Here is a 15206-nt window from a genome sequence, read left to right as displayed (position 1 = left end):
GGACACAGAGGAGTTCTGCCATGAGCGAAGACGCCTTCAACATGTCGATCCGCAAGTTCCTGAAGGAAGTCGGCATCACCTCGCAGCGCAAGATCGAGGAGACAGTGCGCGAAGGGCAGATCGGCGGCAAGAAGCTGAAGGTCCGCATGACGCTGACGTCGGAAGGCACCGGCCTCCAACACGTGGTGGACGGCGAAATCGAACTTCCATAGGCCCGGCGAAACGATCAAGCGAACCGTCCGTTTCGCGCCTGAGGGCGCTCTCGATGGCAGCATCAATCGACATGTCTCATCCCCTTGGACTCAGCTGGCGATACTACCCAAGCCATGCCGTGAGCCTTGATCTTTCTCGAACCAAGCCATCCTGATTAAAGTGGTGAACACAAAAATGCGCCCATGAATCTTCGAACGCCATTTCCATATCACCGGTGACCGAGGTCGTACCGAGCCCGAGTTCCGCGTAGGTAAACTCGAAGCTGCCGCTCGGTCGTGCCAGAGCGATGTGGAATGGCTCGCCCGTGAACTCGTTGATTTTCGGGCTGGCGCTGCTCGTTAAGACGCCAGGGATCGCGACCTTCGCGGTTCGTGCATCCAAGTCCGCCTTGAGATCGATCGGCAGGAACAACGTCTCGCAAAAATCCGAGCATGTTGAATCAAAGACTGCAAAGAGATTGCTCAATGGTCTGCACGCCGCGCCCGAAATGATGGTTTCTAGCGCGGACCGTTGAGCCTCATCCGCACGCTCGTCGATGATGATCTGACGCCGGCCGTTTCCGTCCTTAATTTCGCCGGGCCACTTGTACAGCGCCGCCCAATTCAGGCCCACGAGGGGCGTGTCTTTGAAGTGGCCTTCAACGATATTGCCGATAAAGGCCGACTGACAATAGCCATGGGTGCTCGGCAAGTTGAACTGGCAACCGCAATTCATCGCGCAGCTGCAGTTATCGTAGGTTTCGCTCTTGAAAAGCCATTGGTCCGCCATTCCCGTGATCCTCCCATCCTTGAGCGCTGATGTTGGCGCAACCATCACGGATATCGCACAAGGGAGGAAGCGAGCTCTAGTTCAGGAATTGAAGTGCCCCGGTATAGAATCTGAACTAGCCAAGATTCGCCATCTGCCGTAACGTCAGATGAACTTGGTGAGGAGGTTCATCATGGCACAAGCCAGCTATGGACAGTTCTGTCCGGTAGCGTTGGCTGCCGAGGTGCTGTGCACGCGCTGGACAGTCGTGCTCCTGCGTGAATTGGTGGCCGGCTCGACCCGCTTCAACGATCTGCGCCGCGGCGTGCCGCGCATGTCGCCGGCGCTCCTAGTCAAGCGGCTGCGCGATCTCGAGGGGGCCGGCATCGTCCGTCGTGTTGCTTCGCGGACCGAGCCGGGAATTCTTGAATATCACCTAACGCCTGCCGGACGGGACTTAAAGCCGGTGGTCGAGGCTATCGGCATATGGGGCCAGCGCTGGTTCGAAGCCGATGTCTCGCTGCAACATCTCGATCCGTCGCTGCTGATGTGGGACATGCACCGCAATCTCGAGCCCACAACGTTGCCGCCGCGACGCTGCGTGATTCAGTTCCTATACCCCGAGCTGCCTGCCGCTCGCCGGAAGTGGTGGCTTCTCATCGAGCCCGGCGCCGAGGTGGATCTCTGCTCGGTCGATCCCGGCTTCGATATCGACCTTTACGTCACCACCGACCTGCGTACCATGACTGCGATCTGGATGGGGCAGGCGACCGTCCGTCAGGCGATGAGCGATGGAAAGCTTGTGCTCACCGGCGATCGTCAGGTCGCCAACCAGATGCATGCCTGGCTTGGCCTGAGCCCCTTCGCGACGGAAAAGAAGCCGGTTTCCGCGTAGCGGTTTGGTGGGGCTTATCGCGGTGGCGAGTCACGGAATGGCGCAATGCCGACGTATACGGTGCTTGCACGAACTTCGGCTTGCCACCCGGCAGAGACCTTCGCCCCAATCCCGCTTGCATCCCCCCGCTCCTCAAGCGCAAGCTGGCCACATGATCGTGCTGTTTACGGATTTCGGCCTCAACGGGCCCTATACGGGGCAAATGAAGGCCGTGCTGCACCGGGAAGCGCCAGGCATTCCGGTCGTCGACCTCTTCGCCGATGCACCGGCCGCCAATCCGGCAGCATCGGCCTATCTGCTGGCGGCCTATGCCGTGTGGTTTCCGGCCGACACGGTCTTTCTCTGCGTCGTCGATCCCGGCGTGGGCGGCAAGCGGCCGGCCGTGATCGTGGAGGCAAATGGGCGGTGGTATGTCGGCCCCGGCAACGGCCTGTTCGAACTGGTCCAGCGGCGCGCCGGAAAGCCAAAATCGTGGGAGATCGACTGGAGGCCTGAACAACTGTCGGCCAGCTTCCACGGGCGCGACCTGTTCGCGCCGGTCGCGGCGATGCTGGCGCGCGGCGAGCCGCCTCCCGGCCAGCCGAGCGACGATCTCGATCGGCGGCCAGATTGGCCGGACGACCTCGCCGAGATCGTCTATCTCGACCATTACGGCAATGCCATGACCGGGCTGAGGGCAGCCATGCTGCCCCTCGACGCGAAACTTGCGGTAGCCGGCCGCATGCTGGAGCGGGCCAAAACGTTCAGTGACCGGTTGCCGGGCAACGCGTTCTGGTACGAGAATTCGAACGGGCTTGCCGAGATCGCGGTCAACCGGGGACGCGCGGATCGCGAGCTTGGCCTCGCGGTCGGCAGCCCGGTCGAGATCGCCCCTTAAGGAAGCGATCTGGGGCCGTTGACGTTCCCAACGGTTTCCCCCTGCCCCAACCTGAAACGACAGTGAATGACGGCGGATGGGGGAGATTCCAGCAAACCTGTACCCTTTGTCGAGGATACGGAGTGAGCGTCGCGATGGCGTCGCGAAGGCCAAGGGTTCGCCCCCTTCGCCACCAGTTACGGCATCGGGGCGGGCCCAACAGCTACCCCCTTGCAAAGAATAGGGAACCGTTCATGATTCGCGAGATGCTCTACCTTGATGCGTGCATACGGTTACTGGCACGCTCGGCCGAGTGTCGAATTTACGGGGCGGAATGGGGTCGTAGCTCAGTTGGGAGAGCGCCGCAATCGCACTGCGGAGGTCGAGGGTTCGACTCCCTTCGACTCCACCAACATGACCCCGACCTAGTTTCAGGAAAATGGCAATGTAGCTAGAAAATCAACAACTAACAGGCGGCCTCGCAAATGGGATGCCTAATAAAGGGAGGAAGTAATGGCTATTCGTTTATTGTTTCCCGGCGCTCTGATGGCGGGCGTGGCAGCTATGGGCTTTGCGGGTTCCGCATGGGCTGGCGAGTTTGACGGCGTGACCGTCAATGTCATCACCTTCACCGGCCCGCAGATTGCCGAGCCGATGCAACGCCGCGCTCCTGATTTTGAGAAGCTCACGGGCGCCCACATCAATGTGATCACGGTTCCCTTCTCCGATCTCTACCAGAAGATCCTCACCGACTGGTCGACGGGTACCAACTCGCTCGACGCCGGCGTGTTCGCGCCGCAGTGGATGGTGGACTATGTGACACCGGGATTGATGGAAGACCTTAGCCCGCGCGTCGAGGCGGACGCCGCTCTCAAGCTCGACGACATCGGCGCGTTTTTCCGCGATTTCTCGATGAAGTTCGCGGGCAAGACCTACACCATTACCCTCGATGGTGATTTCCAGATGGTCTACTACCGGACCGATGTGGCCAAGGAGCTTGGCCTCGGCGCGCCCCAGACCTGGGACGACTACATCGCTTTCGCCAAGGCGGCCAACGGCAAGGACATGAACGGCGACGGCAAGCCGGATTTCGGCTCCTGCATCGCCAAGAAGCGCAATGCGCAGTCCTACTGGATGGTGACCTCGGTCGCTGGCGCCTACCTGCAATCCATGGGCACGTCGCAGGGCGCCTTCTTCGACGTCCGGGACATGAAACCCCTGGTCAACAACGAGGCCTTCGCGGCGGCGCTCGCTGTCTACAGTGAGACCACCAAATATGCCCCGCCTGACGAGATCAACCTCGACGTGGGCGACACGCGCAACCTGTTCACCTCCGGTCAGTGTGCGCTGACCATCGACTGGGGCGACATCGGCACGCTCGCCATCGACCCGGAGAAGTCCAAGGTGATCGACAAGGTAGGCGCCGTCATCCTGCCGGGGTCCGCCAAGGTGCTCGACCGTGATACCGGCAAGCTCGTCGACTGCACAGCCAATATCTGCCCCCACGCCATCGACGGGGTGAACCACGCGCCCTTCGCGGCCTTCGGCGGCTGGTCGGGCGGCATCAACGCCAAGGCGGACCCGAAGGTGAAGGATGCGGCCTACGCCTTCTTCAGCTACATGAGTGCCCCCGAGCAGTCCAATGTCGACGTCACTATCGGCATCACCGGCTTCAACCCCTACCGCCTATCGCAGTTCCAGGGCCTGGATAACTGGAGCAAGGCAGGCATGAGCGAAGCTGCGGCCAAGGACTATCTGGGCGCAATTGAGGCGAGTCTGAATTCGCCCAACATGGTGCTCGACCTGCGCATTCCGAACAATCAGAAGTATCAGCAGATCGTGCTGGATACGGCGATTGCCCGCATGCTCGCCGGAGAAATAGACATTCCTACCACGATGAAGACCATCGAAGACGGTTGGAACGAGATCACCGACGAAGTTGGCCGCGACAACCAGCTCACCGCCTACAAGTCGACCATCGGCGCAAACTAGCGTCACATCGACCCGGCTTCTCCCGTCCTCAGGGACGGGAGAAGCGTCAAATCCAGATGGAGCACACGCCCTTGGAAACTTGGCAGACACGCGCTGTCGATTGGTTCGATCGGCATTCTGGGCGGCTTTTCGTGCTTCCGGCCAGCCTGCTCATTTTGGCCTTCTCGATCTTCCCGCTGATCATTTCGGCATGGCTTGCGCTGTCCCGCTTCAAGCTGGGCAGCGAAGGATACGAGCTGATCTTCGTCGGCTGGAACAATTTCAGGAAGCTGCTGTTCGGCTCCGAGCAGTATCATCTGCTTGGCACATTCATGCCCACATCGTGGCTCGGCTGGCTCATTGTCGCGGCCGCGATTGTCCTGATCGGCTGGGGCATTCGCAGCTTCGTCACTTCCGGCCACGTGACCGTCATGGGCACGATCGGTCGTCTCATAGCCTTTGGTCTTTTCGCGGCGCTCGCCTGGCTCTTCGCCGCCACGATCGGCGACAAGGGCCAGATCGGCTCGCTGTCGACGACGATCTTCTACGTCTTCCTGGGGGTCGCCATCCAGTTCGTCATAGGCGCCGGGCTGGCCTTTCTCTGCTCGCTCAGAATCCGCGGGCGAAGTTTTTTTCGCGTGGTGTTCTTCGTCCCGCTCATGGTCACGCCGGTGGGCATCGCCTACACTTTCCGCATGATGGCCGACATGACGGTGGGGCCCATCTCGCCCCTCTGGCACTGGCTGGGGTTGGGCGGTTTCTCATGGGCGACCAATGCCTGGTCGGCGCGGCTCGTGGTCGTTCTGGGCGACTCTTGGCAATGGATCCCGTTCATGTTCCTGGTCATGCTGGCTGCCTTCGAGAGCCAGCCCAAGGATGAACTCGAGGCGGCCGAACTAGACGGCGCCTCCGGCTTCCAGATCTTCGTCGACATCACCTGGCCCTCCGTCGCCCCGGTCGCGGCAACCATCGTGCTGATCCGCATGATCGAGGCCTTCAAGATCGTCGACCTTCCTAACGTCCTGACCAATGGCGGTCCCGGAATCGCATCCGAATCCCTCACGCTGCACGCCTTCATGCAGTGGCGCGCCCTCGATCTGGGCGCTTCGGCCGCGATCTCCTATGTCCTGCTCTTCACCTCGACGATCATCTGCGTGTCGTTCTTCAACTTCGTCGTCAATCCTGCGAGGAGGGCGCGCCAGTGAGCATTTTCGAATCCAAGAAGCTCGGCGAAATGGCCGTCGGGACCAAGATCGTGGTCTACGGGGTGCTTGGCATCTGGACCTTCATTGTCCTGTTCCCGCTCTATTGGGTGTTGATCACCTCGTTCAAGTTGCCCATCGCCGTATCCGGCGGCCCCTTCTACCTGCCCTTCGTCGACTTCTTGCCGTCGCTGCACGCCTGGAGCTACATCTTCTTCGATCTGGGCAACGATACGTTCCGGCCCTATTTCAACTCGGTGGTCGTGGCCGTCTTCTCGACGCTTCTTGTGATGATCACCGGGTCGCTGGCCGCCTACGCGCTGTCGCGGTTCACGTTCCGGCCGCGGCTGCTGACCATCCTCATCTTCATACTCGCCGTCGCCCTCGTCATCGTGCTGGTCGCGGCACTGGGCGTGAACTGGCTGATCGCGGTCACCGTCGGGGTGGCGCTGGCCGTCATCGGGGCAGGAATGTTCCGCAGGACCCCTTCGCCCACGCTGGGTAATCCCGACATCCTGTTCTGGATGATCTCGCAACGCATCTTTCCGCCGGTCGTGGCCGCGATCCCGATCTACGTGATGTTCCAACAGGTCCGCCTGCTCGATACCCACGTGGCGCTGATCCTCACCTATACGGCGGTGAACCTGCCGATCGTGGTCTGGCTGATGTACGATTTCTTCGTCTCGATCCCCAAGGATCTTGAGGAATCGGCCGAACTCGACGGCGCCTCGAGAATCCGCATCTTTTTCGAGATCATCCTGCCACTATCCAAGCCGGGCCTTGTCGCCACGAGCCTTCTGGTGCTTATCTTCTCTTGGAACGAGTACCTGCTGGCTCTGTTCCTCTCGACAGCCAACGCCCAGACCATGCCCCTGCTGGTCGCCGCACAGAACGCGACGCGCGGACCGCAATGGTGGTACATGAGCGTGCTTATCATCATCATGATCGTGCCGGTCATTCTGCTCGCCCTTGTCCTGCAACGCTTCATCGCCAAGGGACTGCTCGTTGGCGCCGTCAAAGGTTGAACACATGACCGTCAGGCTCGAGAAGGTAGCCAAGTTCTTCGGTTCGGTGCGGGTGCTGCACGAACTCGATCTCGACGTGAAGGAAGGCGAGTTCCTCGTGTTGCTCGGTGCTTCGGGCTCGGGGAAAACTACGGCGCTGCGGATGATCGCCGGGCTCGAGACCGTGAGTTCCGGCATCATCACCATCGCGGGGCGGGATGTCACCAATGTGCTGCCCAAGAACCGCGACGTGGCGATGGTGTTTCAGTCCTATGCGCTTTATCCGCACAAGACAGTCGCCGAAAATATCGGCTATCCGCTAAAGATCCGAAGACTTCCAAGGCCCGAGATGGAAGCACGCATCAAGGATGTGGCAGACCAGGTCCAGTTGACGCCCTACCTCGCGCGCTATCCCCGCCAGCTTTCGGGCGGGCAGAGACAGCGCGTGGCGCTGGCGCGGGCTATGGTCAGGCGGCCCAAGGTGTTCCTGATGGATGAGCCCCTGTCAAACCTTGACGCCAAATTGCGAGGTCACATGCGGGCAGAACTCGGTCACATGCAGCATGCCCTCGGGATCACTACCATCTATGTGACCCATGACCAGATCGAGGCGATGACATTGGCTCACCGCGTCGCCCTGCTTGAAGGAGGCAAGCTGCAGCAGCTGGATACACCGGCGAATATCTACAACGATCCTGCCAATCTCTTCGTCGCGCAGTTCATCGGTTCGCCATCGATGAACGTTGTGCGCGGTACGCTTGACGGCAATCTTTTCATGGCGGGCGGGACGAAAATCATGGTTCCGGTGATGGGCAAGGTTGCAGAGGCCGTGCTTGGCGTGCGTCCCGAGGACTGCGCCTTGACGGCGCCCGAGGACGCCGACGTGAACGGGAATATCTACGCGATCGAACTCATCGGTGATCACACCTTAGTGACGGTCAAGACCGAGTCGGACATGCTCACGGTGAAGGCGGCGAAGGATTTCTCTGCGAAGGTCGGCAACGCCGTGGGGGTAAGATTGTCGAAGGACAACCTCTACCTCTTTGAAGCCGAACGCGGTGTGCGGGTGCGATAGAGCGTCTACTTCCCGGCCCGATGAGCAACCTCTCCGCGCCATGTGTGGACATCGGGTAGTCGCGCTCGAAGCTCGGACTCTGGATGGGCCATCGTCCCTCAACGCCCGACGGGCTGGAGGCAACCGGACGAGCTTCTAGTTTCTTCAGGATACAATATCGCCCTGTCGCCTGAAGCTGCCGCACCATGTCGTCTTCGCTCGGCGCGGTCGAGGGCTGGCGTTTCATCGCCGATGAACCAGCCGCCTAATACGGCCGCCTACAGAACAGCCGCCTTGAGCGGATCTGAACCGTCGACCTCACAATTGGCGACGCATCTATTGGGCGGGACCCCGCCATATAAACGGATTCGAACCGTAGCCCCGCTGAGCGATGGGCCACTCGACAGCCCGGTCAACGCGCTGCCTGCTCGGCCGTGAGTGCCCGTTCGCGGGTGCCGGAAACAATGATCTCCAGAATCTCGTGTTCGTCAGTGTGCTTGATATAGCGGTCGCCGACATACTCGCCGCGCTTCAGCACCATCACGCGATCGCCGACGGCAAAGATATCGACCAGCCGATGAGAGATGATAATCTGGGCTACACCCTGTCTCTTCAACTCCAGCATCGTTTCAAGCAGGCGTTCGGTCGCCATCACCGAAAGATTGGCGGTCGGCTCATCGAGGATTACGACCTGCGGCTCGAACGAGATGGCGCGGGCGATCGCCACGGATTGCTGGCGGCCGCCCGACAGGCTTTCGACCTTCTGAAAGACGGAGTTGACGTCGACCTTGAGCCGTTTCAGCACCTTGTCGGCTTCCGCATACATCTTCCGCCGATTGACGAACGGGCCTGTGAGCGGCCAGCGGCCCAGAAAAATGTTCTGCCCGACGTCCATGTTCCCGCACAGCGCGAAATCCTGGTAGATCATCTCGATACCGACGTCGCGGCTCTCATGCGGACTCCTGAAATGCACCGGCTGTCCGGCGACGAAAATCTCGCCAGCATCGCGCTGGTAGGCACCGGTCAGGATTTTCATTAGCGTCGATTTGCCGGCGGAATTGTCGCCGACGAGACCGAGGATCTCGCCGGGATGGAGCACCAGGTCGACCGAGCGTAGCGCCTGGACGGCACCGAAAGCCTTTTCGATGCCCCGCATTTCCACGATCAGTGTGCCTTGGGTATCAGCGGGCATGAGTGGTCTCCGATGCTTGTCCGCGTCGCGCCAAATAGGAGCGCATGCGCCCGAAGATATTGGCCTGGCGCACCCAAATGTCGACGAGCACGGCCACGATAAGGATGACGCCGATGAAGACATTGATCCAGTGCTGCGGCATGGTGAACCCCTGGACGTTCAATTGCAGCAGCGCCCGCACGAGCGTGATCGCCGCAGCGCCGGCAAGCGAGCCGATGATGGTGCCGTAACCGCCGAAGATCGATCCGCCGCCGATGATGACCGAGGCGATGGCGTCCAGTTCGCGGAACTGGCCGGCGACGGGGTTGAAACTGCGGAAGTAGGCGACGTTGATGATCCCGGCCATGGAGGCGCAGAGCGCCGACAACAGGAGCGCGAGGAAACGCACCCGGTTCGTGTTGATTCCCGCGTAAGCCGCGGCGCGGAGGTTGCCGCCGGTGGACAGGACCTTCAGTCCGAACGGCAAGTAAGCGAGCACGAGGCCAGCCGCCAGGGCGACAAAGAACATCCAGATCGTCTGCACGCTGACGACTTCTGCGACGGTCCGAAGAAAGCCAGGCGGCAGCGAAAAGCCGAAATACAGGAGGACGTCGTTCGCCTTGCGGCCGAGCAGGTTGTAGCTTTCGGGCCAGCCCGTCAGTTGCTGGCCGGCGACGAACCAGGCGGCAAGGCCGCGGGCGATGTAGAACATGCCCAGCGTAGCGATGAAGGCCGGCAGCTTGAAACCGACCGTGACGGTGGCGTTGACGAGGCCGGCTGCCATTCCGACAAGCAGACCCATCGCCACGGCGGTCATTGGGTCGGCGCCCAGCACCTTCAGGAAATAGGCCGCGGTGCTGCCGGAAAGCGCAAGCACCGCCCCGACGGAGAGATCGATATCGCCGGCAGCGATGACATAGGTGAGCCCGACCGCGATGAGGGCAAGTTCTGTGTAGTTGAGCAGGATCGCGAACGTATTGGAGAGGTTCCACCAGTAGTCGGGCCTGAGGGCTAGCCCGGTCAGCCACAACAGGACGGTCAGGATGATGGCAAGCGCGTCGCGGCGGGCGAGAAACTGGCCGAACCCGGTAGCCGTCAGCGCCAGGTCGCTCGCCATCGCTCCCTTGGTCTGGACGCCCTCGAGGGCCACGCCGCCCATCTCATAGGCGGGTGGCGGCGGGCGGCCGCGCAGCCACGCCCAGAAGCGGCCCGCGACCTGGCGTCGGATGAGGTAGGGCTCTATCAGCACGGCAGTGACGAGAAGGAGGCCGAGGAAAACCAGCACCGCGCCCGCGGGCAGGGTGAACCTGGCGTTGACCGCAATACTCTCGCCGTCGATGACGACGATGCGCGTGATTGGCCATCCTTCGCGCAAGACCTTGTCGATCAGCACGACGACCGCGGCCCCGAGGCAAGAGCCTAACACGCGACCGCGACCGCCGAGGATCGACGCGCCGCCGATGACCACGGATGCGATGACGGTGAGTTCCCAGCTGACGCCGTAAAGGGGAGTTACGCCCTTATCCTGTGCCGCCGACAGGAGCGCCGCAAGGGTCGCGCAGAGCGACGAGATCAGGTAGGCGCGGATGCGCACCCAGCGCGCGGGAATACCGGCATAGACTGCCGCCTGTTCGTTGCCACCGGTGGCGAGTGTCTCGTAGCCCCAGCGGGTCTTGGCAAGCACAAAGGCTCCGAGCGCGACAACGGAGGCGAAGACGAGGATCTGGTTGTTGAAGCCGAGGACATTGGTTTCGCCCAGGTGGAAGAAGAGCGGAAATTCACCCGCCTTGCCGGAATAATAGATCGCCTGGCCGTGCGTCAGCGCCAGCACGAAACCGCGGCCGATGAAGAGGATCGTCAGCGTCGCGATGAATGCCGGCGCCTTCAGGATGGTCACGAGCACGCCGTTGAGCAGCCCGATCGCGGTCCCCAGCAGCAGGCAAAGAATGACCGAGGCCGTGATGTCGAGATCGAGAAAGCTCGGTGAAAAAAGCCGGGCGAACACCACCGCGACGAGACCGTAGGTGGAACCTACCGACAGATCGAGGTCCTTGTTGACGATGACGAAGGTCATCCCCACGGCGATGATCCCCACGCGGGAGGTGTCGCGAAGCAGGGCGTGAAGCGCGTCCGTCGAGGCGAAGAAGGTCGGATTGGCGAACACGCCGCCGACATAGAGCAGGACAAGGAACAGTAGGAGACCGGCCTCCCAGCCCCCGGCGAGCTGCGGAGGCGCACGGCCGAGCGATGTCGTCTCCACAGGCGCCATGGGTTTGTCCGGTCGATCTTTGCACTGGTGCGGGCGGCAGGACCGTTCAGCCCTCCCGCCCGTATGTCAGGCGGCTCGAGCGAAATCAGTTCTCGAAGCGCTTGCCGACATTGGCGACGGTCGCCTTCGTCACCAGTTGGGCCCGCGTGTCGAGATTGGCGGCCGCGATGCCGCGGTCGATCTGCAGGTAGAGCTGCATGACCGGCCAAAAGCCTTGCAGGAATGGCTGTTGTCCCAGCGAGCCCGTAAGGTTCCCCGCGGCGATGCCCTCTTGCTGCGCCGGCCCCAGGTCGAAGCCGAAGGCGCAGAACTTGCCGGTCCATCCCATTTGCGCGACTGCCTTGACGAGCGGCGGCGTGAAGACGTTGTTTGCGGTGAAGGCCCCGACGACGTCACCACGCGACTCGAAGAGCGACACGAGCGCGTTCACGGGATCATTCGGGTTCGTGTCGATGCCGACATTCTCCGGCCCGGCGTCCACCTTGAAGCTTTCAAGCTTTCCGGCGTCTTTCAGTGTCTTGACGATGGCGTTAAAGGCCGAGGTCACCCGATTGTTCACTTCGATATTGCCCATCGCGGTCGAGGACGGCAGCAGGATCGAGCCGCTGGTCTTGCCGCTGTCGAGCACGCATTTGGCAAGTGCTTCGCCGCCGATCGCGGCCGCGGATGCGTCCTGACCGGTATGACTGATGCCGCTGCGGTTGAGCAGCGTCCCGTCAAACGAGTTCGTCGTGGCGACCGGAATGCCCTTTGCCTCGGCGGCCTTTACGATGTCGTTGTATGCGCCGACCTGCGGCGTCGTCATGATGATGCCGTCGATCGTCGGATCCTGAACGATCTGATTAAGGATTTCGATCTCGCGGGCCGGATCGTCCACCGGCGACTCCGAGCCAAGCAGCAGGATCTTGGCGCCGATCATGTTGCCGGCCACCGTGGCGCCGACATAGACGGGATCGAAAAAGCCGTTCCCGGCCGTGTGCGTCACGATGCCAAAGGTGAGGTGGCCGTCGGCCGAATGGAAGTCCTTGGTACCGGGCGCCTCTTTTGCGGCGTCCTCGAAACTGTAGCCGCCGACCGCCTTCTCGACACTGCCTGATTGCGCGGCTGCATACGAGACGCCAAGCGAGAGCGCCGCGACCGATGCTGCCGCGTGCAACAAAATACGCCTCATAACTGGTCCTCCCTTGAAAGGGGCAGAAGCCGTTCGGGCGCGCTAGTCGTGAGGGCCGAATGCCTTCCTCCCACGGCGCTAATTTTCCGCGTATTTCCATCGTAAGTAAATGGTGAACGCGTGGTGCTCGCGAATTTGTTTGGCGGCGTCATTAAGTTGTTATCCACCGAAGATGAACCTGGAATGCGAAGGTGCAAAGAAGCGGACTCGGCGCGCATTCGACCGCGCAGGAAGAGGCGACCCAGGTTGGCGGAAAAGGCGCTTCTTCCCGTGCAGATCTTAGAGCGTTTCCGGTTGAAACAGAGTCGCAGAAACGCTCTACCTCTTTGTTTTTGCGCATTTCCTGACGGAAAACCGCTTCGCACTTTTCCTGGAAATGCTCTTAGTGTCCTGGGTTAACGGGAACTTACGACAACGGCGGCCGGCAATGCCGCCGCCATCGGTGTGGTCATGGGCATTCAGTCGGGGCAAGAATGTTGGCGTAAACCAATATCGTCCCGGCAACGGTGTGCCATCATCAGGCTTTACCGATGCTGCCGGACACCAGACGTCCCTTGTGGAAGGTGGCGCTACGCGCTGGCACACGGGCCACCGCCTCTGCCGAGCAGCTTGCTCCGACAAGCGTGAATGCGGCATCGTCCCCGACGTTGGGCCAAGACCGTTTGCCCTCATTGTCGAGAGGTAGAATGCCGCCGGTGGCGATGGACATGGCCCGCGACAGCTGGAATTCATCCGAGCCTCGATAAAGCTGGGCGTAGAGGTAGGCCTTTTCCAGCATATCTCCGCTGCCAAATGGCGACCAGTGATCGATGACGCTGTCGGTTCCGGTCATTACGAACACACCCTTCTTGCTCAACTGCGGCAAGGGCATCATCAGACTGCCAATCGGCACCGTCGAAGCGATCGTTATCTGGTGTTCCGCCAGGCGCGAGGCCGTCTCCTCAAGGACCTCCGGAGCGAGTGTGGTCAGGGCGAAGGCGTGACTGATCGTTACCTTGCCTAGTAGGGCGGGATTCTTCTCCACGGTATCGATCATGTAATTCACCGCCGCGACCCCGGCCGGACTTGTTTCATGCAGATGGATGTCCACGCCTTTGCCGGTGTCGAGGGCAATCTGGAACATGGCGTCAAGCGACTTTTCCATGGCACCGTCAACGTTCGTCGGGTCCAACCCGCCCACATACTGTACGCCCATCTGCATCGCTTCACGCATCAGGCGGTCAACCTTGGAGTGCAGCAAACCATGCTGCGGGAAAGCGACGATTTCGCAGACGAATTCGTCACGATGGTTTTCCAACGCGCGTTGGAGATGCTCGAGGCTTTTCAGGCTGCTGACTGGATCGATGTTGCAATGGCTGCGTGCAACGGTGCTTCCCTTGGATTGCAGCAGAGCAATCAGACCCTCGGCGCGCTGCTGTGAGGTCGGCAGCAATTGGGGAAGCAACTTTTCCTCCAGCGCGATCATATCCATGATGGTTTTTCCCTGGCGCGGTCGCGGAGCTTGCCAGGGGCCGCCATAGAACGTCTTGTCCAGGTGGATGTGCATATCGCGCATCGCTGGCAACAGCAGTTGCCCATGCGCCTGATAACGTGGCACACCGCCAGGCAGTGTCGAATTCTCCGGATGCAGGGCGGCAATCTTGCCATCCTTGATCTCCAGCGAATACAGCGCGGTGCGGGTGGCGATGACGGTTTCTCCGTCATACTCAAACCCCTCCTCCAGCCGCACGCCGGTCAGTAGGTAGTGGCGATCCGCCAGAACGTTTGTGGTTGTCTCGATGATGCAGTCCCCCGTGCTAGCTGCTGCCTCGCGAACCAGTCCGCCGGACAGTCCGGCGACTGTGCAGGCGGTGGTCAGTTTTCCCGCATGGCTGAGAAATGTCCTGCGGCTTTGCGGTAGTGTCTGTTTCAAGATCGTTGCCTCATCGTGGGTTGGAGTTGCATCCATCAACGTCACGCCAGTTTTGGCGTAAGCATCTCAAATCGGTCCCGGATGGTGGAGCAGGTGTCACCGCCGAGCCGTGCGACTGAATCGATGACGTTCGGATCGACATGCAGCCCATCATCCACGGCTCCATCGTGATAATGCGCGAAGACAATCTCGCCCATGATGATCTGGCGTGACTTGCCGAGTTCCAGAGTGACGTGCCTGCGGCACTCGAACGCCGCAGGCGCTTCCTTGATCCAGGGCGATGCGATCTTTTCGCCGGGCATGGCCGTCAGGCCCGCTTCCTTGAGCTCATCTGTTCCCCTCGGGTATTTCGCGCCGCAGACATGCATGGCCTCGGCAATCGCGCGGGAAACAATGTTGACCGTGAAGACCTCCGTCATGCGGATATTGTGGCCAGTGTCCTTGAAGGACATATCGGGCTGGTTCTCGACGCCGATCGCTAGGATCGGCGGAGAGGCAGTTGAAGAAGCTGAACGGCGCGGCATTGAAACGTCCGTGCTCGTCGACCGTCGTGACGAGCGCGATCGGTCGCGGGATAATCGTGCCGATCATCAGCTTGTAGCGTTCGCGCGCCGTAAGTCGCGTGAAGTCGAACGCCGTTCTGTTGTCCGTGATACTGTCGTGCATGCGTTTCATCCCCCTGCGTCCACTCACTTGATGCCAAACACGGCTTCGTCTCCGCTCAACGATTCGAACCCCCTC

12 protein-coding genes, 1 tRNA gene and 2 pseudogenes are annotated in these 15206 nt (G+C 61.0%); 8 read left to right on the top strand and 7 right to left on the bottom strand.

Going from position 1 to position 15206, the window contains the following annotated elements; translation table 11 throughout:
• Positions 1-20: 20 nt before the first annotated feature.
• Positions 21-212: a DUF6494 family protein gene (locus AC244_RS08920; protein ID WP_053248481.1), complete on the top strand. Its 192-nt coding sequence runs from the start codon at positions 21-23 to the stop codon at positions 210-212.
• Between the two features lie 103 nt (positions 213-315).
• Here AC244_RS08920 and AC244_RS08915 read toward each other — a convergent pair whose 3' ends face one another.
• Positions 316-981 carry a DUF1326 domain-containing protein gene (locus AC244_RS08915; RefSeq protein ID WP_053248480.1) on the bottom strand — a complete coding sequence of 222 codons (666 nt, stop codon included), beginning with the start codon at positions 979-981 and terminating at the stop codon, positions 316-318.
• Between the two features lie 172 nt (positions 982-1153).
• Here AC244_RS08915 and AC244_RS08910 point away from each other — a divergent pair, with 172 nt between their 5' ends.
• From AC244_RS08910 to AC244_RS08880, 7 genes are all read left to right on the top strand, one after another.
• Positions 1154-1855, top strand: a complete 702-nt coding sequence (locus AC244_RS08910) for a winged helix-turn-helix transcriptional regulator (protein ID WP_053248479.1) — start codon at positions 1154-1156, stop codon at positions 1853-1855.
• A gap of 37 nt (positions 1856-1892) precedes the next feature.
• A complete protein-coding gene (locus tag AC244_RS08905) occupies positions 1893-2732 on the top strand; it encodes an SAM-dependent chlorinase/fluorinase (protein ID WP_321166221.1) in 840 nt (279 codons plus the stop codon).
• Positions 2733-3047: 315 nt separating this feature from the next.
• A tRNA-Ala gene (locus AC244_RS08900) sits at positions 3048-3123 on the top strand.
• A gap of 101 nt (positions 3124-3224) precedes the next feature.
• A complete protein-coding gene (locus AC244_RS08895; RefSeq protein WP_053248477.1) occupies positions 3225-4703 on the top strand; it encodes an ABC transporter substrate-binding protein in 1479 nt (492 codons plus the stop codon).
• Positions 4704-4774: 71 nt separating this feature from the next.
• A complete protein-coding gene (locus AC244_RS08890; protein WP_202596059.1) occupies positions 4775-5887 on the top strand; it encodes a carbohydrate ABC transporter permease in 1113 nt (370 codons plus the stop codon).
• On the top strand, positions 5884-6909 hold the full coding sequence (locus AC244_RS08885) for a carbohydrate ABC transporter permease (protein ID WP_234716881.1): 1026 nt from the start codon (positions 5884-5886) through the stop codon (positions 6907-6909). The genes AC244_RS08890 and AC244_RS08885 overlap by 4 nt, the downstream gene beginning before the upstream one ends.
• 4 nt (positions 6910-6913) lie before the next feature.
• Complete coding sequence (locus AC244_RS08880) at positions 6914-7963, top strand: ABC transporter ATP-binding protein (RefSeq protein ID WP_053248475.1); 1050 nt, start codon at positions 6914-6916, stop codon at positions 7961-7963.
• A 115-nt stretch (positions 7964-8078) separates the two neighbouring features.
• On the opposite strand, the pseudogene AC244_RS38825 reads toward AC244_RS08880, so the two are convergent.
• From AC244_RS38825 to AC244_RS08855, 6 genes and pseudogenes are all read right to left on the bottom strand, one after another.
• Positions 8079-8189, bottom strand: a pseudogene (locus AC244_RS38825) (3'-5' exonuclease); the annotation flags it as partial.
• 165 nt (positions 8190-8354) lie between these two features.
• Positions 8355-9134: an ATP-binding cassette domain-containing protein gene (locus AC244_RS08875; protein ID WP_053248474.1), complete on the bottom strand. Its 780-nt coding sequence runs from the start codon at positions 9132-9134 to the stop codon at positions 8355-8357.
• Positions 9124-11382 (bottom strand): ABC transporter permease, encoded by a 2259-nt coding sequence (locus tag AC244_RS08870; RefSeq protein WP_053248473.1) that lies wholly within the window; start codon positions 11380-11382, stop codon positions 9124-9126. Before AC244_RS08870 ends, AC244_RS08875 begins: the two co-directional genes overlap by 11 nt.
• Positions 11383-11467: 85 nt before the next feature.
• Positions 11468-12553 (bottom strand): substrate-binding domain-containing protein, encoded by a 1086-nt coding sequence (locus AC244_RS08865; protein WP_053248472.1) that lies wholly within the window; start codon positions 12551-12553, stop codon positions 11468-11470.
• A 517-nt stretch (positions 12554-13070) separates the two neighbouring features.
• On the bottom strand, positions 13071-14465 hold the full coding sequence (locus AC244_RS08860; protein ID WP_053248688.1) for an amidohydrolase family protein: 1395 nt from the start codon (positions 14463-14465) through the stop codon (positions 13071-13073).
• Between the two features lie 41 nt (positions 14466-14506).
• A pseudogene (locus AC244_RS08855) lies at positions 14507-15131 on the bottom strand (flavin reductase family protein).
• Positions 15132-15206: the final 75 nt, after the last annotated feature.

Source organism: Ensifer adhaerens, from assembly GCF_001270265.1.
GTDB classification, from domain to species: domain Bacteria; phylum Pseudomonadota; class Alphaproteobacteria; order Rhizobiales; family Rhizobiaceae; genus Ensifer; species Ensifer adhaerens_B.
This window is presented reverse-complemented; position numbering and strand designations above follow the sequence as displayed.